Genomic DNA, 22,394 nt, shown 5'->3' on the forward strand with positions numbered 1-22,394 from the left:
AATATCTAGCGGTAATAAATTATTTAAAGCATGGTGGTTTCGTAGTACTTACGCATGTGCGCAGTAATCGTCTGGCTTTCGCCTCCACTTTTTACTGTGCTACCAATTTCTTGAATAACGGCTTTACCAATCGAAGTTTGTGAGGCAACAGCAACAGCACCTACGGCAGCGCCTGCACCTACAAAAAACTTGCGACGGGAGGGTTTGTTTGCTTCGCTCACGGCAATATTGGATTTAGTGCTCATGGCATGCTCCTTTTTTATTATTCATAACTAGTCTAAGTGTAATTCGTAATTGCATTTTTGACATATTTCATTCACGTGAGAATGTTAGGACTTTCCCTTTGATGCGGTGCAGCATCAAATCATGTCAAAACTCTGCCCTTCAATCGCTAGGAATTCTCTGGTCAGCGCGGCGATTGGGTGATAAAGATGCATCTCTGGAATAGCCTCTATTGCATCGCACAAGTCGTCATACCAAGGACGAATATGGGCATTGAAAAAAACCCTTTGATTTATAAGGTTAGAAATTTCGACATCATCCCCTGCAATCAGGTAGCGCATCACTTCGCAAAGCGCTGAAATATGATCTTCGGTTTCGGTTACCTCTTCTGCGGATTCAAGACCGAACCCCTCTAAGGCCTTCCGAATATTCACCAGTGGCTTTTCGTTTAAGTGCCCTGCCATGTAGAAGGAGCCATTAACAACAATATTGGGCTTACCTACGCTAATGAAATTCAGGTCAAACTCATCCTGCCAAGCTTTGGCTGGATTGTTTTTAGCTGCCTCTACGACAGCCATCCATAATTTAGCCAAGGGAGCATTATCGGTAACATCATGTTGATCGGCTGTAGCGGCAATTTGATCTAACAACTCTTGATCAGGCGGCAGGTGGAAAAAGCCTGCGATCAAACCATATAGATCTGCTCTTGCTAGATCCTCTGGTAAACCAATGTCCCCCACTTCAGTCGATGAACTTTCCTTGGCTGCTTCTTTTGGCATTTCGCTCATATTTCTTTTTTCACCATATCTACAACACGACAGTCACTACACATCTTGAGCCGATCCATTGCCGCACCTGCAAAAGCCTCATGCGCACCCAACTTGCTGAGCATTAAATCCACCATCTTCAGGGTTCCAAAAGGCTTTCCGCAACTAATACAATGAAAAGCTAGGGTTTCATTCAAAGTCACCTTTTGTTTACGCTGCTCAACAGTTTGCAGGCGAGGATCAAGCGTCAAAGCATGTTCTGGACAAGTTTGCACACAAATACCGCATTGCACACACTGCTTTTCAATAAAAGAAAGTTTGGGCTCGTCTGGGTTGTCTAATAGCGCACCCTCAGGACAACTACTTACACAAGACATACACAAGGTACAAGCCTCTTTATTAATTAGGAGGCCACCTAATAAGGAAGATTTTGGAAGGACAACTCCTGCTTCAGGCAATGGCGTCTTTGCCTGTTTTTGTAAATACTCAAGCACTGCCTCAACAGTTTCACGCTTCTGATTGGATAAACCAAAGCTTGAAGGGGGGCAGATTGGAGTCAGTGAGCCGCGCTGACGAAGTTCCCCCATCGCTTTTGATACCGTTTGTAAATCCTCAGCAGAATCAGTCAGCACCAAGCGGATGCGGTCATCGAATCCATAAGCATTCAAGATGGCATTAGCCAAATGCGCTTGTTCTTCAAGAGCGGCGCGATAGGCTGGGTCCTCATCACCACTGCAGAGCAACACGACCTCAGCAAATCCATAAGTTAAGGCGCCAAGCCAGAGATCTAAACCAGTAGAGGCAATGTGTTCAATGCCATAAGGAATCACAAAAGCTGGCAAGCCCTCGTACTGCTTAGGCTTTAAGTGCGCTACTCGACCCAAACCATCGATCATCTGGGTGCCTACTTTTAAGGTATGTAACAGCAGACTTGGGGCCATCGCCTGATGAATCTTTTTCGCCTCAGCAGTAAATACTGAGGCGATAGTTTTGAGCTCTTTTCCCTGATGCGGAACACTCGGGTAGTTGTAACGCATTGCACCCGAGGGGCATACCGTGGCACAGGCACCACAGCCCATGCAGAGATTAGGGTTGACCTCGACACTACCTTGGCCACTTTTGAATAAGGAACTAATCGCGCCGGTCGAACAAACATCAATACAAGAGTTGCAGCCTACCTTACCGTTACGGCCATGCGCGCACACTTTTTCGTTATACGCAAAATATTTAGGCTTCTCAAATTCACCAACCATCTCCAGTAATTGATTTACTACTAGGGCTTGGTCTAGTGGATCTTTACCAGGAGCAAAGTAACCCTGCGGTGTTTGACTCATGCGCATTTTTGGATCGGCACGCAAATCCAAGATCAAATCAAATTCTGCATTGCGCTCAAGATCCTTACGCTCAAAAGAAATTGCGCCAATGCTGGCGCACGCAGTGACACAGGAACGATGCGACTTACATTTTGACAAATCAATCTGGAACGATAGGTCGATCGCATTTTCTGGGCAGACTTCAACACAGGCACCGCAACGAGTGCACATCTCAGGATCAATCGGATTTTGCAAATCCCAATCTACTGAAAACTTTCCAAGGTAACCATCTAACTTGGTGACCACTCCAGAATAAATAGGATAGTTCCGCGTCAGCGGTAAATCACCAGGCTCTGTACATAAAACAGAAACATCGAGTGATTGGCTTAACTTTTCCGCCCAGGGTAGCGCTTGAGATCCAGCGCCGACAATGAGTAACCGTCCCTCGCTCTGATAATTGATAACGGGGACTGGCTCAGCCTCAGGCAGATCTGCCAAGGCAAGTAATGCTGCAATCTTGGGGCCCGATATTTTTGCTTCTTGAGTCCAGCCAGCTACTTCTCGGATATTGACGAAACGCAGGGGTGCAACTAAAGGTTTTTCAGCTTGATCAGCTAGCTCAGCAAAAAGAGCACTCTCTTGAGTGCAGGCAACTACCAAAGAATCAGATCCGTCGAGCGCCTTCAAAAAAGAGCCCACTTCTTGTCTGCACAAGGAATTATGAATGGGGATACCCATAGTCTTTGCATCCAAAGGCATGGTGCCATTACAGTTACAGACTAATTTTTGACTCATTCGCTATCTTCTTTAGTTTTTTTCTGAGCGGGCTCAACGGGTAATTTATCTAACTCATCACTGTGTTTCTCAGATGAGGAATGGATGGATGTTAAATCAGTTTGAGTTTGTGTCCCCAAAGAGCCATCTTGCAATTGCTTTTCTGCCGATTGTTGATTGGTCTGTTTTTCTTCTTGATTTGCCAATTGATTTGCTTCTTGGTTTGCCTCTTGGTTTACGTCTTTAACCAGCTCATCAGCGGGCTTACGGAAGAGATTGAGCATATCGCTCTGCACCATTCTCTCCAGCATCCCCGGCGGTAAAGGATCCGGCTTGGAATAATCGCCTATATAAATATCCAAACCATCCATGACATTGAAATGGGGGTCAGTAAACATCTTCTTCAAAGCAGCTTGTTGAACAGTTGGATCCACATTAGGCTTCATAAAAGCAGAAAAATCTGGGTCAAAGCGATCGATCTTCTCAACGTCTTCCAATGAAACAGGAGGGAGGGCTTCAGGCTCTGGAGTAGCAGGAATTGCAACCGGGGCCGGGGTCGTATCCACTCTCTTTTCTGCAAGCTCATCCTCTTTACCTGCTTTGCGTCTAGACCAACGACCTAAAAATCCATCTGCCATTACTCCTCCGCTGGGCGCTCAGCACCCTTGAATGAAGCTGGCTTATGGCGTTTTTTTACTTCAGGCCGATAGTGCTCGTTGACATACTCTTGCAACCAAGAAGCATGCTCATCGCTCATGGGCACTGTGTCCACTGACTCTCCACCATCAAGAAGTCGAGCTGCTTCGTTGTAACTCACACAAATACGATGGGGCACAGCAAAGGTATTTTCAGACATAGCTAAGGCAAGAGATTGGCCATCGATATATCGATCAATATCTTCCTCTAAACGCCACATCACAAACCAACACGGGGTAGTTGCGGAAACATTCAGGTAGTACCCTTCGGCTTCATCAGGGAAAAGATTGAGTTCATAGCCAGTAAATACCCAAGACTCACCATCAGCATCACGACCCAGGAAATGGCCGGAGACAGAATTCTTGGGATTGCTGTTATCACTAAATTGCCCAAAATCAGGCAATACCTCCTGAGGAACCCAGCGATAGGAAATCCATGGGTTGTCAATATTTTGCTTACGCATTAAAACTGCAAAGCGCATAAATGCTCAAGGCCTCAGGTGTTTTGAACCACAATATTTGGAAATTTACTGCTCATATCTTTAGATAGAGTAGCAACACGAATGGCTACTTGTCTAGCAATCTCTTTATAAATAACACTAATAGCGCTATCAGGATCGGCAACCACCGTTGGACGGCCAGCATCTGCCTGCTCACGTATGGAAAGATTCAGCGGTAATGCCCCCAAGAAATCCACTCCATATTCTTTACACATTTTCTCGCCACCACCACTACCAAAGATATGCTCTTCATGTCCACACTGAGTACAAATATACGTACTCATATTTTCAATAATGCCGACGATTGGTACACCAACCTTCTCGAACATCTTTAAGCCCTTACGCGCATCTAATAAAGCAATATCTTGTGGAGTAGTGACGATGACTGCGCCTGTCACAGGCACCTTTTGGGATAGGGTCAACTGAATATCACCAGTACCTGGCGGCATATCCACAATCAAATAGTCCAAATCACGCCAACGGGTTTGACGGAGTAGCTGTTCTAAGGCAGAAGTCACCATCGGGCCACGCCAGACCATCGGGGCATCTGCTTCAATCAAGAAACCAATCGAGCTGGCTTGTAAGCCATGGCCCTCCATTGGCTCAATCGTATTTTCTTCAATCGATTCTGGTCTACCTGTGATGCCTAACATCATCGGCTGACTTGGGCCATAAATGTCCGCATCCAAAATTCCGACTTGTGCACCTTCGGCTGCTAGTGCTAGGGCTAAGTTAACCGCAGTAGTTGACTTACCAACACCACCCTTGCCACTAGCTACAGCAATAATGTTTTTTACGCCCGGCAATAATTTCACGCCACGCTGAACTGCGTGCGCAACTACTTGACTGCTGACATTGATGCTCACGTTTTTTACACCAGCTATTTCACGCACAGCATTAATGACTGATTTACGGATGGATTCGAACTGGCTTTTAGCGGGGTAACCCAAAACAATATCTAAGGAAACATTTCCATCTTCGACGCGTAAATTTTTAATATTTTTAGCCGTTACAAAGTCGATCTTAGTATTGGGATCAATCAAACTTTTTAATGCACTTTGTACGGCTTCTACAGTAACTGACACTACCTTCTCCTGTGACGAATAATCCCAAGCATTTACAAGGGATTACTTTTTATGGCTATGATTGAATAGCAGCTAGATTAACCTTACCAGCGAAAAATTGCTTAAGCAGCCCACAAGAGTCTGTTGAAGCCCCTAAAAGGGATTGGGAAATTTAGCTAGAAACTGGAAAGCCAGCATCTGTGATGAGCTCACTTGCTTGGGCAGCGGATAAAGAAGTTTCCAGAGATACGATTTGTGTCGCTAAATCGGCCTGCACCTTTGCCTGAGGGTCTTGCGCCTGAATAGCTCGAGTAACGGCATTAATGCAACCACCGCAGGTCATTCCAGATACTTTGAGAGTCAACATATCAGCCCTTTTAAAGTCAATCGAGTATGGATGCAGTAGATTATCTTCTATATGAATGCCTCAAAAGAGACGAATTCCAAATTTATTACTCTGGATATTGGAGGAATGACCTGCGCTTCCTGTGTTGGGCGGGTAGAAAAAGCGCTACATCAGATTCCAGGCGTTGAGGCGGCAACCGTGAATTTAGCTACTGAGCAGGCCAAGATACGCCTAAAAACCAATTCCGAGACCAACATCGATGAGTTAATCGCTTTGGTAAAAAAGACTGGCTATGTAGCGAAGATCAGTAGCCCCCATGGCGATATTCAACCAAATCCATCTAAATCTTTTTGGGGGGCGGATGGTTTAGGTCGAGTTCTACTCAGCTTTACTTTATCGGCCCCACTCTTTTTGCCCATGTTTCTGATGCCATTTGGCATTCATTGGGCGCTATCGCCGGAGTGGCAACTGCTATTAGCAAGTCCAGTGCAATTCTTTTTAGGCTGGCGTTTTTATAAGGCCGGCTTTAAAGCACTCATGTCCGGGGTTGGCAATATGGATTTACTTGTCGCACTTGGGACGAGTGCCGCCTATGGCTTAAGCGTATATCAAATGCTGTTTTCATCACATCCAATTCATGAACTCTATTTTGAGGGCTCAGCTGTCATTATCTCTATGGTGCTTTTAGGTAAGTGGTTAGAGGCAAGAGCAAAACAACAAACCAGTGAAGCCATTAGAGCATTGCAAAAACTGTGGCCAGAACATGCGAAGGTACTTGACCCCAATATTGTTATTACCGAAGGATCTCTTTTAGATCAATATCGTGACCTGCCATTAGATCAAGTGTTCCCGAGAGACCGAGTATTAGTGCTGCCAGGGGAGCGCATTCCTGTGGATGGCGTGATTCTCTTGGGCAACAGTCACGTTGATGAATCCCTGCTGACTGGAGAAAGCGCCCCTGTCAAGAAAGCCCTAGGTGCAACCGTTATTGGCGGCTCTCTGAATGGCGAAGGCGTTTTGGTGATAGAGGCTAAGGCTGTTGGTGTAGAAAGTGTCTTGTCGAAAATCATCACATTAGTAGAAGATGCGCAAACCCAGAAAGCCCCCATTCAAAAATTAGTGGATCAAGTCAGCGCGATCTTTGTGCCGACTGTGATCGTGATTGCAATCATTACTGGATTTGCGAATTGGTTTTATTTAGACTCCGCTTCTATTGCCATATTGAGAGCAGTATCTGTATTGGTCATTGCCTGCCCCTGCGCTCTCGGTTTAGCCACTCCAGCTGCCATCATGGCGGGAACTGGTGTGGCCGCACGCTTTGGAATTCTGATTAAAGACCCCCAAGTGCTGGAGTTAGCACACCGTCTCAAGATTGTGGCTTTTGACAAAACTGGAACGCTGACCATTGGCAAGCCCCGTCTTTTAAATTTAATTCGTTTTACAAACTCAGTTAATGAAGATGCGATTCTGGCTACTGCGGCTGGCTTGCAATTGGGTAGCGAACATCCTTTAGCCAAAGCTTTACTTGATGCAGCCAAGGAAAAAGGTCTTACCCCCATTCCACCTTCTGAGAGTAAGGCACTTCCTGGGATTGGCATTAGCGGGAAACCCAGCTCTGGCCCGTGGCTGAATCAAAAACTCTGCTTACAAAGCCTTGCATCTCTAGACACCAACACCCATCAAGCAGAGATACTTCAAAAAGCACAAGCCTGTTTTGATGCGGGTCAAACAGTTTCTGTATTAATGAATACCGACGCAGCTTCCCCGATTGCCATCATTGCATTTGGCGATGAGCTCAAGAGCAATGCACTTCAAGCGATTACTTCCTTGCATAAACTCCATATTCGTACTGTGATGCTTTCAGGAGATAACATCGCGGCCGCGACTCGTGTTGGTAACTCTATTGGTATTGATGAAGTTTTTGCACAAATCATGCCAGACAATAAAGCCAACATCATTCGCAAACTGCAGTCCATCGGAAATGGTCATCAACGTCAATGGGTTGCGATGGTAGGCGATGGCGTCAATGATGCGCCCGCTCTAGCGGTTGCTGATGTTGGGATGGCCATGTCCACTGGAACAGATGTGGCGATGCAAGCCGCTGGCATCACCTTGATGCGAGGAGATCCGACCTTAGTTGCCGATGCCATTGATATCTCTAATCGAACTTGGAAAAAAATTCGGCAAAATTTATTCTGGGCTTTTATCTTTAACTCAACCGGAATACCTTTAGCAGCATTTGGCTATCTCTCCCCAATGCTTGCCGGTAGCGCGATGGCTCTTTCTAGCTTTTGCGTACTCAGTAATGCGCTGTTACTGAAACGCTGGCGCCCTTCTCAGCGCTAAAAACTATTGAGAAGAACTATTTTTGACTCTTGCGAACCAATTCAATATCGCCATAGAAGGCGCGCGTTTCTGATTTAGTGTTGTCTGTATCGGTTAGCAAAGCAATCCCAATCACTTCACCCGGCGCCTCACCATAAGCAAGCTTGTAATCAGCTTCTAAATTGCGCTGATGTTTATGCCACTGTCCCAAATTTTCCCAGCCAGAATCAACCACAATCATTTTGATTCGCGAGGTATGGGCATTGGTGATGATGGTCTCTACAGGAGATTTACCCGACCAGATATACATGATGGTGGCATAAGGCATTTCTTGACCGCTAATAAGACTAGCCATCTCAAAAGTCATCTTCTCTTTTAAAGGCAATTTCGATTTATTGCCATCAAAGGCGACTAGGATTCTTAATGGCGCATCATCGTGATAGCGCTCAGCATTATCCGCCTCAGGCATCGCTCTCAGCGCTTTCCACTCCCACTGTAGCCACAAATTATTAGCCTGGCGTGGACGCAATTTCACTGCCAAACCAGAAGCAGATGTTTTGGAATTCGCGCTTAGAACGGTTTTACCTTGGTAGTTTTCTAGGCGATACACCGTATTCTTTTTATAAGGTGCTATACGATAAAAATTCCAGCCATTAGGCATGCCATCACGAGCAGTCTCGGCAGAAAATTTGGGAAGCTCATCTTGGGCTGGCAGTTGGTCAACATTAAAGGCCTGCCCGGACTCATTTTGAATAGAGTCTCCACCGAAACCAGCACATCCAGCCAAAGCGAAGACTGTGCAGAGAATGGTGGGGCCTAAGATGCGTTTCAACATAAGCTTAATTGTCCCAAAGAATTGCCCGAGTGAGTCTAAAATCGGAACATGCGCCAATATTCACCATCAGGCTGGGCAGTAATCTGCATTTGCATAGCAGCCATTGTGCATTTTGCACTGGGGTTCTCGATTGAATTTTCGGTAGATGAAGCCCACTACGCGCTGTATGCCCAACACTTAGCGTGGAGCTATTTTGATCATCCACCTTTAGTTGGCTGGATTCAGTGGCCTCTTGTTGCGCTTACTTCTTCAGAAGGCCTCATTCGCATTATTCCAGAGCTTCTTTGGATTGTTTCCTGCATCTTGGTTTATCAAGTAACACTGGAGATTCACCACTTCATTCAAGGGCGTAATTCAGGCTACCTGACCAGTTCACTACCTTCGGCAAACTCTTGCGGACTGATGGCGGTCTTAGCCATCATTACAGCACCTATGCCCCATGTTTTAGCCATTGGCTTATTGCCTGACACACTACTGACCCCCTTAAGTCTTGGGATTATCTTGATGGCACTGCGTTGGTTAATCCAAGATCGTTTCAGTATTGGCGATTGGATTTTGATGGGTGTCTTACTAGGTCTGGCTGGATTAAGTAAGTACACCGCTGTATTTACTGCATTGGCTTTGTTGCTAGTGTTTTTCAGTGCCCGCAGAAAACCATGGATTACCAAAGTAGGTTTTTGGATGGCAGCATTGATTGCACTGCTCTTTATTACCCCTGTTCTTTATTGGAACTGGGTGAATGACTGGATTTCATTTAAATATCAAATTGCCCATGGTGGTGGCGGTGAGTGGTTATGGCGTAGATTAGGATCATTCTTAGGATTACAAATTGTGGTCTTTGGTCCTCTGCTGATCATGGGAACGTATCTCTTTTTGAGAACCTGCATGCATACAACGAAACTTTCCTTGCTTGCATTGCTTGGATTCTTCTTCATTCCTTTCATGATTTTTGCAAGCTTATCTGGCGGTGGTGGATTACCCCACTGGACAACTCCTGCATGGTTTTGTTTGGCCCCGTTTGCGGGCATTGGTTTAGCAAAGGCGTGGTCTACACAACATCGTGCCATTATTCGTGCGCTCTTCATTTTCCAAATTGCTCTGTGTTGTATTGGTTTTGGGTTTGTTCTATCGGGCGGCATTAGTAGTGCATTGATCAAATCAAATCCGATCGCAGATCTGTATGGCTGGAAAATAGCAGGTCAAAAAGCCGCTGCACTAACGCAAGCGACTAAAGCAGATGGCATCGCTGTGCAAAATTGGACTCTGGCTAGTCGAGCCGCTTGGTATGCAAAACCCATTCCCGTGTTCGTACTAGACCAAAGAAAAGATCAGTTTGACCTCTGGTTTGGACAGCTCCCGCCTGGGGCAAATATTCTGCTCATCAACTGGTCTGGAATGGCTTTCCTGGCACCGATTGGTACTAAGTCGGCTTTCGAACGCTGCGAAGCCCTTGATACCCTAGAAGTACAGCGATTTGGCCAAGTTTTATCAAAATTTGACTTTAGCCTTTGTAGTAATTGGCAAGGCCCAGCTGCAGTAGAGTAATTCACCCAAATTCAAGACCTGAGGTGCCCAAGGCATTATCCTTACGCCTATGAGTTCACAACCCCAAGCTACTGCTAAAACCCCGTCTGGGTGGAAATCAATTCTGAAGCGTACGTGGCCCACTATTCGTATTTTGCTTTCTGTCGCACTTCTCTGGAAAGCGACAAGCGGAATTGATTGGCACACCCTACTGGATTCCGAAATCAAAATGGAGCCACTTTGGTTCTTAGCCGCCCTAGCCTGCATGATGACCGCCTTTGTTTGCGGTGGCTATCGCTGGGGATTGTTTATGCAAGCAGTAGGTTTTCCGCGCCGCATTCACTCCTACATTGGACTCTACTTTGCTGGCGGATTAATTAATCAAGGTCTACCAAGCACTCTAGGTGGAGATAGTTACCGCGCTATTACGGCTACTCACCTAACCAATGCAGGAAATTTGAGCGACCCCAAAGAGCTGGATCAAGAGTTGCATCACTCAGTAGATCTTGGGCATGCCACTCCCAAACTGCGCTTAAGTTTTGCAATGGTTTTGGTAGACCGCTTATTAGGGCTTGCTGGGAATAATTTATTAGGTGGTATTGGTTTGGTATTGGGTGGTGTAACGCTTGCTGCCTGGGGTCAAGATCTGGGTTATGCCGTTCTAGGCATCATGATTCTGGTAGGGCTCATTATTTCCGTCATATTGGCATGGGCTCCAAGCCGTCAACTATTACAAAAATTATTGGATCGCCTACAAATGAACAATGCAATGCCGGGTATTCGGCTAGCATTTTCTTGGCCTGCTAATCTTGCGCAAGCCGTATTGGCAATTGGTATTCACTTTCTAACTATCCTTACACTCTTGTTTTGCCTAAAAGCCTATGGAGTGGATGCGCCGATTGAAAGCTTAATGATTGGTTTACCTGCCCTCAGCTTATTGCTGATGCTACCTATCAGCATATCGGGCTGGGGATTACGTGAAGCCACACTCTCATCAGTATTGGCATTGTGGGGAGTAAATCCCTCCCTCACTGTCTTAGCCTCTATTAGCTATGGTGCGCTCACTGTTATATCGGTATTGCCTGGTGCGTACTTTTTATTAAAACGAAAATAATTCTTTCAGAGCGAAACTATGGCTATTAGCGTCAACACTATGCGTGCAATTGATCATTGGGTAGGCGTCCCACTCTGTGCAGTCGCTAGCCCATTGGTGGCACTCATTGATAGCGTGAAAAATCTTTTCACTCGCGGTCCCGAGACCCCAAAGAAACTTCTCTTTATTGAACTCTCCGAAATGGGTAGCGCAATCTTGGTAGACCCTGCAATGCGTAATGCACAAGCCCGTGGTGCGGAACTCTACTTCTTAATTTTTAAGAGCAACCGTGCCAGCCTCACTTTATTGAATACTGTTAAGCCAGAAAATATATTCACTATTGATTCTTCTAGCTTGGGCGGTTTAATCAAAGATACCTTGCGTTTCTTATGGCTTGCGCGTCGTCATCATATTGATACCGTCATTGATTTAGAGCTTTTCTCACGCTTCACGGCATTACTAACCGGTTTGTGCGGCGCCCGTCGTCGTGTGGGTTATCACATCTTTCATGGTGAAGGCTTATGGCGCGGCTTCATGCTGACTCGCAAAGTCCACTACAACCCCCATATCCACATTACTAAAAACTTTCTTTCTTTAATTCATGCGGCTTTTGCCAAAGAGATTGAAGTACCCTTTAGCAAGATTCATATTTCCGATTCTGAAGTGCGTTTAGAGCAAGCCATCATTAATCCGGCAGTACTTGAGAAAGTGCGTGAACGTATTGAGAAGCAAGCAAGTGAAGCAGGGATTGAATATGTGCATGGCAAGCAGCGCTTAATTCTGATTAATCCCAATGCGAGTGACTTATTACCGCAGCGGCGCTGGGCTCAGCAACGCTTTTCTGAATTAATCCAATCGGTCAATACGCAATATCCTCATGACCTGATTTTGATAACAGGATCGCCTGCAGAGCTTGCTTATGTAGAAAAAGTACGTGTAGTCGCCAATGTCAAGAATGCGCTGAATTTTGCAGGCCAAGTCACTTTTGCGGAACTGCCCCCGCTCTACACCCTGTCAGATGTCATGGTGACCAATGACTCCGGTCCAGGTCACTTCTCCGCTGTAACGCCCCTCAGAACAGTAGTGCTGTTTGGACCAGAAACTCCCGCTTTATATGGCTCAATCGGTAATTCAATTGCGATCACCGCCAATCTGGCTTGTTCTCCATGTGTCAGTGCGGCCAACCATCGCAAGACTCCCTGTCAGGACAATGTCTGTATGCAAGCGATTACTGTTGCTCAAGTGTTAGACAAAGTACAAATTCAACTGCAAGACGCTGACAAGGCGAAGGGTCGCTAATCAGAATGGGCAAAAAAGCAATTTCTACTTTTGCCTGGTTTATTCCGCTTGCTCCATTGGCACTTGCCTTCGCGATATATTCAGGTGAACTGCAAACTAGTAGTTTTCTATTCATCAATCGAATTACCTCATTATTACCAGACACCGTTTGGGTATGGCTTACCTTCCTAGGTAATGGCTGGGGAGTATTTGCGATTGCATTTCCACTCATCCTCTTAGCGCCCCGCTTATTGAGCGCCGGGATTTTTGCAGGGGTAATCTCCGCAATTGCCAGCAGTTCTTTAAAGGCCCTCTTTGATTTACCTAGGCCCGCTAGCGTGTTAACTGAAGGTAGTTTTTACCGCATTGGTGAGCCCTTGCTACATAAGGCTTTTCCATCTGGTCACACCTTAACGGCTTTTGCTATTGCTAGTGCCCTGTATTTTTCGACCGATAAAGAAAAGCGCGGACTGATGCTGCTTCTTTTTGTGGCGGCAGCCTTGGTCGGCCTCTCACGAAGTGCTTTTGGAGCGCACTGGTTAACCGATGTGCTCGGAGGCGCTGGATTTGGGCTGTGGTGTGGAATGTTGGGGGCTATTTTGGCCAATGGCATCCCAGAAAAATATCTTGCCATTAAAAGCCTGTGGCTAAGATTTATAGCTCTTGGGGGCGTCTGCGCTGTCTACGCTCATCTGACCCAAATCATGGATCATGAATTAAACCTGCCATTGCAATATATATCCATAGCCATCCTGCTTGTGACGCTTACTGTGTTTATCAAAGCCCAGTTCACCCAATCACTCACTAAGTCGGACTAATGGACCATGTTTAGTTACCGACACGCATTTCATGCGGGCAGTCATGCAGACATTCTGAAGCACTTAATCCTGATTCATTTAGTTGAATATCTCCAAGAGAAGCCGGGTGCTCTGACGATTGTTGATACGCATGCTGGAGCAGGAATTTATAGCCTAAAGGATGGTTTTGCAGCAATTAGTAAAGAAGCTGAGGGCGGAATAGTTCGTCTACTCAAATATATTGAAGCAGGAAATCCTATCCCAGAAAGTATTCAGCACTATCTAGAGATCATTCAATCAGAAAATACCCAAGAAGAACTAGCCCTCTATCCAGGCTCACCTTTTATCTTGGCAAATCTATTGAGGCCACAAGATAGATTGAAGCTGTTTGAACTTCACCCCAAAGAGATTGATATATTGCGTCACAATATTAACCAACTCAAGCAATCCAAACAGATTGATGTTTATGCCGAAGATAGTTTTTCAAGACTGAAGGGCTTGCTTCCGCCCCCTAGCAGGCGCGGCTTAGTATTAATTGATCCTTCTTACGAAGACAAACAAGATTACCGCCATCTTGAAACAGCGATGGAGGAAGCGCTCCAGCGCTTTGCTACCGGCTGCTACGCCATTTGGTATCCCGGGCTTTCTAGAAGAGAGGCGGCTGCCCTACCTGATCGTATGAAAAAGATTGCTACACATCACAAGCGCTCATGGCTTCATACAGAATTGCGGGTGGAAAATGCACCCGGGGAACGTCGCCTGCAAGCGAGTGGCATGTTCATCATCAATCCACCGTGGACTCTTGAAGCAAATTTGCTACAAGCATTGCCGATTCTAATTAAAGCTTTAGGTGTAGATAGTGGTGCTAAATTCGTACTGAAGAGTTTTGAGGCTTAAGCAGTAAACCTCGGATATCACTAGTCGCGAACATCAATCATGATTTCATTACGGCGCATAAAAGGTAGCGTCCAAGGCGGGTTATAACGAGCAAATTTGGGAACACTAGCCGCCTGCAGATTTTTAGTCTTCATCCACTCCTCTAACTCGAGAGTTCTTTCCGCGACCTTATTCTCATTATAAAAACCAGAAAAGCCAATCACTGCGCGCTTCACAGCTGGAATTTGCCGCAGTAGTACTTTGGAATTCAGGGGTTTAGGGAGGCTCTCCATAGAGTATTCTGCAGGCATCACAAAAGATACTGTCCATTTTCCGGCATTGGATTCAATGTTGACCGGGGTAGTCATTGCGATCTTGGCGCCCTTTGCAGGCTGCTCTTCTACGACCACGGGAGTAGTCATCGAAATTTTTTCATTAGGCTGATTTTGCCCAAAAATATAGGCTGCAATGAGCCGGAAACCTTGGCTCGATGCTTCGTCTAAACCCCCCTCAACCTGCACTTCTGCCAAAATCATTGGGGCATAAGACCTTAGCTCAAATGGCGGTGTTTTTTCAAGGACAACATATTTAGGTTCCTCAATAGCCATTGCAGTACCTATCTCTCCAAAAGAAAGCAAACAGAACAGAATTCGGAAGAAAGTAATTTTCAAGCACTACCCTACCAGTTCGCTTTAAGAGTGAATCCCGCTGCACTATAGTCTAAGCTGGCTTGAGCGCCAACCGGTAGCGTAAGCTTATTAGACTGATGACCAAAAGGCAAGTCAGTCAAAATAGGAATGGATTCTGGTAAGCGTTTATGAATTGCTTCAATTGCGCTCTCTAAAGAATATCCTTTGTCATGATCGTAAAGACGATACGCAGAAAAGCTACCCAATAAGATAGCGGACTGATTTGAAAGCACTCCTGCCTCAAACAATTGCATCAACATTCTCTCTACCCGATAAGGATGCTCGTTGACATCCTCCAGAAATAAGATGCCATTCTTAGTCTGTTGCGCTGATGGCAAATAAGGTGTTCCCACTAAACCAGCCAGGATGGTTAAGTTACCGCCCCATAACATTCCTGATAGAGAATTGTTTACTGCCTTCCCTAAAAAAGATTGGGTAGCAGAAACACTACAATTCAGTTTTCGTTCTTTTACTGCAGCTTGAAACTGCTGCCACATAAATTCATCAGGAGGAATCGACTTACCGCTTTCATCCAGCTTTCCAAAATCATAATTCAACATTGGGCCGGATAAACTGATCGCCCCCGTCTTTGCCAATAAGCCTAGCTGGAATACTGTGAAGTCACTGTGACCACAAATTTGTAAACCATTGTTCACGGCCTTTGCAATTGCTGACCAATGAATGTCAGGGAGTAAGCGATGCAAGCCATACCCACCACGCATGGCCATCACCACATTCTGGGGGTCGAGGGTAGCTAACTGATTTAATTCATTTAAACGCTCGTTATCGGATCCAGAAAAACGCTCATGAACACGATGTACGCATTCAGGATTCTCAACAGTAATCCCCTTGCTCTTTAACCATGCGATTCCAGCTAATGGACTTTTATCATCCAGGCTTGCTCCAGACGGAGCCATGAGGTGAATCGATTTCAACGCCGCTCCTTAAAAAAGTCTCGTAGTAATTGACCGCATTCCTCGCCCATCACTCCGCCCTCCACACTGGTTTGATGATTGATTTGTTCAGAAGAGAATACATCTAAAACACTACCTGCAGCACCTGTTTTTGGATCGCTAGCCCCATAAACAATGCGATCAAGCCTAGCATGCAAGATTGCACCGGCACACATCGTGCACGGCTCCAGGGTTACGTACAAAGTGGCACCTGGCAAGCGGTAATTTTCAGCTGCCAAGGCTGCCTGTCTTAATGCCAACATTTCAGCATGCGCACTAGGATCATGATCTGTAATCGGCTTATTAAATGCCCTCGAGATCACTTGACCATCGCGGACCAGCACAGCGCCGACAGGAACTTCACCAGCAAGAGCAGCCAACTGAGCTTGCTCTAAAGCTTGCTGCATAAACTGGCGATCAAGCTCGATTGGATTCATTTAGGAATGATGAACATCAGCCCAGCAATTTGGGGTTTCGTATAAGCGCAGAGAGGAGAGTTCGAGTCGACCACCAAAGGCCTGACTAAATACCGGCTGCAAAATAGTAAAGGCAGCATTCGCAAGATTTTCTACGGTAGGCACATGCTCCATAACTACTGTTTTGTGATTGGGCAAGCTTGCTAAAAACGCAACGAGCCCTTCATCTTCTTTGGCAACCAAAAATGCATGGTCCCAAAGATCAACCACATATTGATTGGTAAGGCGTTTGATATCCCCAAAATCAAGGACCATGCCATCATCAGCCTGACCAGGTTGCTCAATAACCTCACCAGTCAAAGTGACTTCGATAGCATATCGATGCCCGTGAAGATGCCGGCATTGCCCATCGTGATTCGGAATGCGGTGTCCTGAATCAAATTCAAGACGACGGGTAATAGAAATTGCAGTTTGTTTACTTTTCATTCAGCACTTAATTAATGGCCTTGCTAGCCTTAGCCAGATTATCGAACACCTTAGCGTATACCGATGAGTTTATGAGATTGAAGGCTTAACCTCCAAAGTGGGCGTTTCTGGCAAAGGCTTACCGCTAATTCGGTATTGCTGATCAAATTCGGTCCATCCATGGGCTGTAAGAAACGGTTTCGATAATCCATCTTCTCAAAGCGAGCCAATAATTTCTCCAGGGGATCTTGTCCAAGTTGTGGAATAACCAACTTCAATTCATTTGCTTGCAGCACAATCAATTCTGCACCAGCTTTGGGGCTAACACAGACCCAATCAATGCCGGCAGGAACTTTAATTGTGCCATTGGTTTCAATGGCCACTTCAAAACCTTTTTGATGGAGGGCTGCAATCAGATCCTCATCCAATTGTAAAAGTGGTTCGCCGCCAGTGAAAACAACATAACGTTGCTGTGGTCCTGCCGAAGTACTTCTCCAAGAAGTCTCTATTGCCTCAGCCAAATCTTTGGCATTCTCAAACTTGCCGCCGCCAAGACCATCACTACCTACAAAGTCGGTATCGCAGAATTTGCAAACGGCAGTCGCTCGATCCTCTTCACGGCCGCTCCATAAATTACAACCTGCAAAACGGCAAAATATGGCAGCACGCCCAGAGTGAGCACCTTCACCTTGAAGGGTTGGGAAAAGTTCTTTAACGGTATACATAGCAATACACCCATTTTAAGCGCTTTGCTTACTTCCAGGCGACAAGGTCCCACTGCAGATAGTCTTCCCAATAGGCATTCACCCAAAAGACACCACTGGTTAAATATCGGCCATAACTCCTCCGTATAACCCACCGACCAATTTCTGGAGCTAGCCAAACATCCTCTTGACGATCATTCGCTACTCTAAAAAGGTCATTACTTTCAAAATAGGGTGCCTCATTTTGATAATGGATAGTTGAAAACTGTCCTGCAGGGACTGTAATTCCCTCCCATTGAAGAGCGCTGATATTGAGCCCCCAGTAATAACTAGAATCTGGATAACCAGGCACCTGATATCGAGTTCGATAAAAACCAGACCATTTTGGAACTAATTGCTCTGGCCATATTGGCAATGCCTGCTGAAATACCTGAGGAGGATTCCAATGCGGATCCTGAACAACAAAACCCCATGGAGATTGAATTTCATCAGGAAGTGGGCCGGCTTTAACGCCGCTACGCTGAATGCGAACCTCTTTGTCTACAGAAACAATCGTCTCGGTAATCACATCTACCAGATTCTGATTGAAGACATTACGAACGTTATAAACCCACTGTTGTCCTACTTGAGGAGGTCTTACTTTAGGGGGGACTTCAGGCTGTGGCAATACGCTTCCAGATGGATAGGGTTGAGAAGATATACAAGCCCCCAATAATCCGGTTAGGACTAATAAAAGTACTCTACGCAGATAAGTCGTTTTCAAAAGTAAGGTCATCACAGAATCACTTTCTAAAAGGCATTATTGACCGAGAAGGTCAAGCTCCTCTGATGTAAAACCAGCCTGCTCTCTTGCCTGTAGATTAAATGGTCCTCTTAATACGGGAGCACAGTACTGTTTTACTAAATCTTGATATGCCTTTATTGGTGATAGGTTTTCCTTGGTGCATAAGAAATTAAACCACTGATTGCCAATCAATACATGCCCAACCTCATCCCTGAGGATAATCTCTAATATTTCCACGACCCTATCGTCTTTTACCTGCTTAAATCGATCGCGAATGGCTGGGACTGCATCTAATCCACGAGCCTCCATTGTTCTGGGCACCAGTGCCATTCTAGCAATGACTGCATCTGAGGTTCTCTCCACCATCTCCCACAAACTATTGTGAGCAGGAAAATCGCCATAGGCTAAACCAAGGGATTGCAAGTGCGCTTCAATTAAGCTGAAATGATAAGCCTCTTCTTTGGCCACATTTAACCAATCTACATAGTATTGCGCAGGCATATCGGCAAATCGCCAGATGGCATCTAAGGCAAGATTCATGGCGTTAAATTCAATATGGGCCAAGGAATGCAGTAAAGAATGTCTACCTTCGACAGTGTGCATTGCTCTTTTAGGAACCGTTAACGGCGGGACTAATTCTGGTCGCTGGGGTCGGCCGGGAAGCTGCCGACCCTCTGAATTCAAACGCGCAGCAGGATCTAGGCTAAGACGCCCATCACGCTGATCATCAAATAATTGATTGAGCTGCTCGACCTTCGTCTTGGGATCTGCAATTAACAGTATTTCAAGGGCGGCTTGTCGTAAGTCACTCATCTACAGCAATCGACTAGGTTTTTATTCCCACTCAATCGTGGCTGGCGGTTTGCCGCTGATGTCATAAACAACCCGATTGATACCGCGCACTTCATTGATGATGCGGTTCGACACTTTACCCAGTAACTCATGTGGCAAATGCGCCCAGTGTGCTGTCATAAAGTCTTGTGTCTGCACTGCTCGGAGTGCCACAACGTACTCATAAGTTCTGCCGTCTCCCATCACGCCAACAGACTTCACCGGCAAGAACACTGCAAAAGCTTGACTTGTGAGGTCATACCAAGACTTCTGGCTTGTCTCATCAATAGTATTTCGTAATTCTTCGATGAAGATGGCATCAGCACGTTGCAGCAGGCTAGCAAACTCCGCCTTCACCTCACCCAAAATACGAACTCCTAAACCAGGTCCTGGGAATGGATGGCGATAGACCATCTCCCTTGGCAGTCCTAAAGCAACTCCAAGTTCACGCACTTCATCTTTAAACAATTCACGCAAGGGCTCAAGGAGTTTGAGATGCATATCATCGGGCAAACCACCAACATTATGATGACTCTTGATGGTATGCGCACCCTTCTTTCCTTTACCAGCTGACTCAATCACGTCTGGATAGATAGTTCCCTGCGCTAGCCACTTCGCATTCTCAATCTTGCTCGACTCGCTTTGAAAGATCTCTACGAATTCTTTCCCAATAATTTTGCGCTTGGCTTCAGGGTCTGTAACACCTGCAAGCTCAGACATAAATTTCTCTTTAGCATCGACTCGAATCACTTTGACACCGAGATTGCGGGCAAACATCTCCATGACCATATCGCCTTCATTTAAGCGAAGTAGGCCATGGTCAACAAATACACAAGTAAGCTGTTCACCAATGGCGCGATGAATGAGTGCCGCTGCAACACTGGAGTCAACTCCACCAGACAAGCCAAGAATGACTTCATCATCCCCTACTTGTTTACGGATATGCTCAACCGCTTCAGCAATGTAGTCGCCCATTACCCAGTCTGGTTTACAGCCACAGATTTGATGAACAAAGCGCTCTAAGATTGCCTCACCTTGTAATGTATGAGTTACTTCTGGGTGGAACTGAAACGCGTAGAAACGACGCTCTTCATCCGCCATGCCAGCAATAGGACAAGAATCTGTAGAGGCCATTAATTTAAATGATGATGGTAAGGATGTTACCGAATCACCGTGGCTCATCCACACCTTTAGAATGCCGTGGCCTTCGCTAGTAGAAAAATCCTGAATACCCTTGAGAAGATTGGTATGGCCATGAGCACGCACTTCTGAGTAACCAAACTCACGGGCTTTACCCAAGGATTCTGCAGATGCTACTGCGCCACCCAACTGGGTAGCCATGGTTTGCATGCCATAGCAAATACCTAACACTGGAACGCCTAATTCAAAAACAACTTGGGGAGCACGTGGACTACCGTCTTCAGTCACTGAACTTGGACCACCTGAAAGAATGATCCCTTTGCCACCCTGCTCTTGAATAAATTGACGAATGAATTCGGGATCGCAATCATAGGGATGGATCTCAGAATACACTTGGGAATCACGCACACGCCTAGCAATTAATTGAGTTACTTGCGAACCAAAGTCGAGAATCAGTATTTTGTCGTGCACGAAAGAATCCGTCTTCAATTCAGCCTTCATTTCAGCTATTGTTTGCTTATTAATCAATATGGTAGTTCGGTGATTCCTTAGTGATCTTCACATCATGAACGTGTGACTCGCGCACGCCCGCAGAAGTGATTTCCACAAAATTGGCTTTTTCATGTAGCTCTTCAATTGTTTTGCAACCGAGATAACCCATGGAGGAACGAATACCGCCAGTCAGTTGATGCAAGATGGCAAGAACACTACCTTTATAAGGAACCTGGCCCTCAATCCCTTCGGGAACTAGTTTTTCAGCATTCGCAACGATATCGCTTTGGAAATAACGATCAGCAGAACCATCAGCCATCGCGCCCAAAGAACCCATGCCGCGGTAACTCTTATAAGAACGTCCCTGATAGAGGAATACTTCACCAGGAGCCTCTTCAGTACCAGCAAACATGCCGCCCATCATCACAGAACTTGCGCCTGCCGCTAACGCTTTAGCGATATCACCTGAGTAACGCACGCCACCGTCAGCAATCAGTGGAATGCCTGTGCCTTTCAGTGCAGTTGCTACATTGACGATTGCAGTAATCTGCGGGACACCAACCCCCGCCACAATTCGTGTAGTGCAAATAGAGCCTGGACCAATACCAACCTTCACACCATCGGCACCGTGATCAGCTAAAGCTTTAGCAGCATCACCAGTAGCAATATTGCCGCCAATTACTTGGATGTGAGGATAATTTTTCTTGACCCATTTAACGCGATCTAAGACGCCTTGACTATGGCCATGCGCGGTGTCGACCACGATGACATCGACGCCAGCACGAACTAATAACTCAATACGCTCATCGTTATCGGGACCAACACCAACTGCCGCACCCACGCGGAGCTTGCCTTCACTGTCTTTACAAGCATTTGGATGTTCAGTAGCCTTCAGAATATCTTTAACGGTAATGAGACCACGTAACTCAAATCGATCATTGACAACGAGTACACGCTCTAAACGATGTTGACTCATCAAGCGCTTGGCCTCTTCTAATGAGCAACCTTCTTTAACGGTAATCAAACGCTCACGAGGTGTCATCTTCGTTTTTACTTGAGCATCCAGATCTTCTTCGAAACGCAAATCGCGGTTCGTAATAATTCCAACGACTTCTTTTCCAACTAATACGGGGAATCCTGAGAAGCCATGTTCACGAGAAAGTTGAATCACCTGGCGCAGCGTAACATCTGGGGCAATCGTAATTGGATCACGCAGAACACCAGATTCATAACGTTTGACTTTGGCCACTTCACGCGCTTGTTCTACTGGTAATAAGTTCTTATGAATAATGCCAATGCCACCTTCGCTGGCCATGGCAATTGCCAAACGACCTTCGGTGACGGTATCCATCGCTGCGGATACGAGTGGTGTATTGAGAGAAATATCTCGAGTTAACTTACTTGCTAAGCTGGCATCTCGAGGGAGTACCGATGAATAGGCCGGTACGAGGAGCACATCGTCAAAAGTAAGTGCTTTTTGAATGAGTCGCATGCAAAACCCCTAGTCACAA

Annotated in this window: 22 protein-coding genes and 1 pseudogene; 6 read left to right on the top strand and 17 right to left on the bottom strand. The window is 45.9% G+C overall.

What is annotated here, in order from left to right; translation table 11 throughout:
- Positions 1-23: 23 nt before the first annotated feature.
- The 7 genes and pseudogenes from ICN45_RS03185 to ICN45_RS03215 all read right to left on the bottom strand — a co-directional run bounded on the left by ICN45_RS03185 (position 24) and on the right by ICN45_RS03215 (position 5,702).
- Positions 24-245: a twin-arginine translocation signal domain-containing protein gene (locus ICN45_RS03185; RefSeq protein ID WP_216173045.1), complete on the bottom strand. Its 222-nt coding sequence runs from the start codon at positions 243-245 to the stop codon at positions 24-26.
- Positions 246-359: 114 nt separating this feature from the next.
- Positions 360-1,010: a TorD/DmsD family molecular chaperone gene (locus tag ICN45_RS03190; RefSeq protein WP_216173048.1), complete on the bottom strand. Its 651-nt coding sequence runs from the start codon at positions 1,008-1,010 to the stop codon at positions 360-362.
- Positions 1,007-3,097 (bottom strand): 4Fe-4S binding protein, encoded by a 2,091-nt coding sequence (locus ICN45_RS03195; RefSeq protein ID WP_216173050.1) that lies wholly within the window; start codon positions 3,095-3,097, stop codon positions 1,007-1,009. Before ICN45_RS03195 ends, ICN45_RS03190 begins: the two co-directional genes overlap by 4 nt.
- Positions 3,094-3,714: a DUF3306 domain-containing protein gene (locus ICN45_RS03200; RefSeq protein ID WP_216173052.1), complete on the bottom strand. Its 621-nt coding sequence runs from the start codon at positions 3,712-3,714 to the stop codon at positions 3,094-3,096. The genes ICN45_RS03195 and ICN45_RS03200 overlap by 4 nt, the downstream gene beginning before the upstream one ends.
- Entirely contained in the window at positions 3,714-4,253 is a 540-nt protein-coding gene (locus tag ICN45_RS03205) for a DUF3305 domain-containing protein (protein ID WP_216173054.1), read from the bottom strand. The genes ICN45_RS03200 and ICN45_RS03205 overlap by 1 nt, the downstream gene beginning before the upstream one ends.
- Before the next feature lie 14 nt (positions 4,254-4,267).
- Positions 4,268-5,359: pseudogene (gene apbC / locus ICN45_RS03210) on the bottom strand (iron-sulfur cluster carrier protein ApbC); the annotation flags it as partial.
- 148 nt (positions 5,360-5,507) lie between these two features.
- The gene (locus ICN45_RS03215; RefSeq protein ID WP_216173060.1) at positions 5,508-5,702 is read right to left on the bottom strand and encodes a heavy-metal-associated domain-containing protein; all 195 of its coding nucleotides are present in this window, start codon (positions 5,700-5,702) and stop codon (positions 5,508-5,510) included.
- A gap of 51 nt (positions 5,703-5,753) precedes the next feature.
- Between ICN45_RS03215 and ICN45_RS03220 the strand changes: the two genes are divergently transcribed.
- The gene (locus tag ICN45_RS03220; RefSeq protein WP_216173063.1) at positions 5,754-8,027 is read left to right on the top strand and encodes a heavy metal translocating P-type ATPase; all 2,274 of its coding nucleotides are present in this window, start codon (positions 5,754-5,756) and stop codon (positions 8,025-8,027) included.
- A gap of 16 nt (positions 8,028-8,043) precedes the next feature.
- Here ICN45_RS03220 and ICN45_RS03225 read toward each other — a convergent pair whose 3' ends face one another.
- A complete protein-coding gene (locus tag ICN45_RS03225) occupies positions 8,044-8,841 on the bottom strand; it encodes a DUF3047 domain-containing protein (RefSeq protein ID WP_216173066.1) in 798 nt (265 codons plus the stop codon).
- A gap of 48 nt (positions 8,842-8,889) precedes the next feature.
- Between ICN45_RS03225 and ICN45_RS03230 the strand changes: the two genes are divergently transcribed.
- From ICN45_RS03230 to ICN45_RS03250, 5 genes are read left to right on the top strand one after another with little or no spacing between them, the layout of a single operon-like run.
- On the top strand, positions 8,890-10,386 hold the full coding sequence (locus ICN45_RS03230) for a glycosyltransferase family 39 protein (RefSeq protein ID WP_216173069.1): 1,497 nt from the start codon (positions 8,890-8,892) through the stop codon (positions 10,384-10,386).
- Positions 10,387-10,435: 49 nt separating this feature from the next.
- Positions 10,436-11,479: a lysylphosphatidylglycerol synthase transmembrane domain-containing protein gene (locus ICN45_RS03235; RefSeq protein WP_216173072.1), complete on the top strand. Its 1,044-nt coding sequence runs from the start codon at positions 10,436-10,438 to the stop codon at positions 11,477-11,479.
- An 18-nt stretch (positions 11,480-11,497) separates the two neighbouring features.
- Positions 11,498-12,757: a glycosyltransferase family 9 protein gene (locus ICN45_RS03240; RefSeq protein ID WP_216173075.1), complete on the top strand. Its 1,260-nt coding sequence runs from the start codon at positions 11,498-11,500 to the stop codon at positions 12,755-12,757.
- Positions 12,758-12,762: 5 nt separating this feature from the next.
- A complete protein-coding gene (locus tag ICN45_RS03245; protein ID WP_216173078.1) occupies positions 12,763-13,554 on the top strand; it encodes a phosphatase PAP2 family protein in 792 nt (263 codons plus the stop codon).
- A gap of 6 nt (positions 13,555-13,560) precedes the next feature.
- Positions 13,561-14,430: a 23S rRNA (adenine(2030)-N(6))-methyltransferase RlmJ gene (locus ICN45_RS03250; RefSeq protein ID WP_216173081.1), complete on the top strand. Its 870-nt coding sequence runs from the start codon at positions 13,561-13,563 to the stop codon at positions 14,428-14,430.
- A gap of 20 nt (positions 14,431-14,450) precedes the next feature.
- Here ICN45_RS03250 and ICN45_RS03255 read toward each other — a convergent pair whose 3' ends face one another.
- Genes ICN45_RS03255 through guaB form a run of 9 tightly spaced genes read right to left on the bottom strand, consistent with a single transcriptional unit; the run spans position 14,451 to position 22,375 of the window.
- A complete protein-coding gene (locus ICN45_RS03255) occupies positions 14,451-15,080 on the bottom strand; it encodes an SOUL family heme-binding protein (RefSeq protein ID WP_255531072.1) in 630 nt (209 codons plus the stop codon).
- 8 nt (positions 15,081-15,088) lie between these two features.
- Positions 15,089-16,033 carry an LD-carboxypeptidase gene (locus ICN45_RS03260; protein ID WP_216173084.1) on the bottom strand — a complete coding sequence of 315 codons (945 nt, stop codon included), beginning with the start codon at positions 16,031-16,033 and terminating at the stop codon, positions 15,089-15,091.
- Complete coding sequence (gene tadA / locus ICN45_RS03265; RefSeq protein ID WP_216173087.1) at positions 16,030-16,488, bottom strand: tRNA adenosine(34) deaminase TadA; 459 nt, start codon at positions 16,486-16,488, stop codon at positions 16,030-16,032. The genes ICN45_RS03260 and tadA overlap by 4 nt, the downstream gene beginning before the upstream one ends.
- Positions 16,489-16,953: a 6-carboxytetrahydropterin synthase QueD gene (queD, locus tag ICN45_RS03270; RefSeq protein WP_216173089.1), complete on the bottom strand. Its 465-nt coding sequence runs from the start codon at positions 16,951-16,953 to the stop codon at positions 16,489-16,491.
- Between the two features lie 50 nt (positions 16,954-17,003).
- Positions 17,004-17,657: a 7-carboxy-7-deazaguanine synthase gene (gene queE, locus ICN45_RS03275; protein ID WP_216173092.1), complete on the bottom strand. Its 654-nt coding sequence runs from the start codon at positions 17,655-17,657 to the stop codon at positions 17,004-17,006.
- A 28-nt stretch (positions 17,658-17,685) separates the two neighbouring features.
- Positions 17,686-18,411 (bottom strand): hypothetical protein, encoded by a 726-nt coding sequence (locus ICN45_RS03280; RefSeq protein ID WP_216175608.1) that lies wholly within the window; start codon positions 18,409-18,411, stop codon positions 17,686-17,688.
- A gap of 24 nt (positions 18,412-18,435) precedes the next feature.
- Positions 18,436-19,233, bottom strand: a complete 798-nt coding sequence (locus tag ICN45_RS03285) for a ferritin-like domain-containing protein (RefSeq protein WP_216173095.1) — start codon at positions 19,231-19,233, stop codon at positions 18,436-18,438.
- Between the two features lie 21 nt (positions 19,234-19,254).
- Positions 19,255-20,862: a glutamine-hydrolyzing GMP synthase gene (gene guaA / locus ICN45_RS03290; RefSeq protein WP_216175609.1), complete on the bottom strand. Its 1,608-nt coding sequence runs from the start codon at positions 20,860-20,862 to the stop codon at positions 19,255-19,257.
- 49 nt (positions 20,863-20,911) lie between these two features.
- Complete coding sequence (guaB, locus tag ICN45_RS03295) at positions 20,912-22,375, bottom strand: IMP dehydrogenase (protein ID WP_216173098.1); 1,464 nt, start codon at positions 22,373-22,375, stop codon at positions 20,912-20,914.
- Positions 22,376-22,394: the final 19 nt, after the last annotated feature.

The organism is Polynucleobacter alcilacus (assembly GCF_018881545.1).
GTDB classification, from domain to species: domain Bacteria; phylum Pseudomonadota; class Gammaproteobacteria; order Burkholderiales; family Burkholderiaceae; genus Polynucleobacter; species Polynucleobacter alcilacus.

Bases quoted from the DNA above. Each gene is read 5' to 3' on its own strand.
- ICN45_RS03185 (WP_216173045.1), bottom strand. From the start codon at position 245: ATGAGCACTAAATCCAATATTGCCGTGAGCGAAGCAAACAAACCCTCC.
- ICN45_RS03190 (WP_216173048.1), bottom strand. From the start codon at position 1,010: ATGAGCGAAATGCCAAAAGAAGCAGCCAAGGAAAGTTCATCGACTGAA.
- ICN45_RS03195 (WP_216173050.1), bottom strand. From the start codon at position 3,097: ATGAGTCAAAAATTAGTCTGTAACTGTAATGGCACCATGCCTTTGGAT.
- ICN45_RS03200 (WP_216173052.1), bottom strand. From the start codon at position 3,714: ATGGCAGATGGATTTTTAGGTCGTTGGTCTAGACGCAAAGCAGGTAAA.
- ICN45_RS03205 (WP_216173054.1), bottom strand. From the start codon at position 4,253: ATGCGCTTTGCAGTTTTAATGCGTAAGCAAAATATTGACAACCCATGG.
- ICN45_RS03215 (WP_216173060.1), bottom strand. From the start codon at position 5,702: ATGTTGACTCTCAAAGTATCTGGAATGACCTGCGGTGGTTGCATTAAT.
- ICN45_RS03220 (WP_216173063.1), top strand. From the start codon at position 5,754: ATGAATGCCTCAAAAGAGACGAATTCCAAATTTATTACTCTGGATATT.
- ICN45_RS03225 (WP_216173066.1), bottom strand. From the start codon at position 8,841: ATGTTGAAACGCATCTTAGGCCCCACCATTCTCTGCACAGTCTTCGCT.
- ICN45_RS03230 (WP_216173069.1), top strand. From the start codon at position 8,890: ATGCGCCAATATTCACCATCAGGCTGGGCAGTAATCTGCATTTGCATA.
- ICN45_RS03235 (WP_216173072.1), top strand. From the start codon at position 10,436: ATGAGTTCACAACCCCAAGCTACTGCTAAAACCCCGTCTGGGTGGAAA.
- ICN45_RS03240 (WP_216173075.1), top strand. From the start codon at position 11,498: ATGGCTATTAGCGTCAACACTATGCGTGCAATTGATCATTGGGTAGGC.
- ICN45_RS03245 (WP_216173078.1), top strand. From the start codon at position 12,763: ATGGGCAAAAAAGCAATTTCTACTTTTGCCTGGTTTATTCCGCTTGCT.
- ICN45_RS03250 (WP_216173081.1), top strand. From the start codon at position 13,561: ATGTTTAGTTACCGACACGCATTTCATGCGGGCAGTCATGCAGACATT.
- tadA (WP_216173087.1), bottom strand. From the start codon at position 16,488: ATGAATCCAATCGAGCTTGATCGCCAGTTTATGCAGCAAGCTTTAGAG.
- queD (WP_216173089.1), bottom strand. From the start codon at position 16,953: ATGAAAAGTAAACAAACTGCAATTTCTATTACCCGTCGTCTTGAATTT.
- queE (WP_216173092.1), bottom strand. From the start codon at position 17,657: ATGTATACCGTTAAAGAACTTTTCCCAACCCTTCAAGGTGAAGGTGCT.
- ICN45_RS03280 (WP_216175608.1), bottom strand. From the start codon at position 18,411: ATGACCTTACTTTTGAAAACGACTTATCTGCGTAGAGTACTTTTATTA.
- ICN45_RS03285 (WP_216173095.1), bottom strand. From the start codon at position 19,233: ATGAGTGACTTACGACAAGCCGCCCTTGAAATACTGTTAATTGCAGAT.
- guaB (WP_216173098.1), bottom strand. From the start codon at position 22,375: ATGCGACTCATTCAAAAAGCACTTACTTTTGACGATGTGCTCCTCGTA.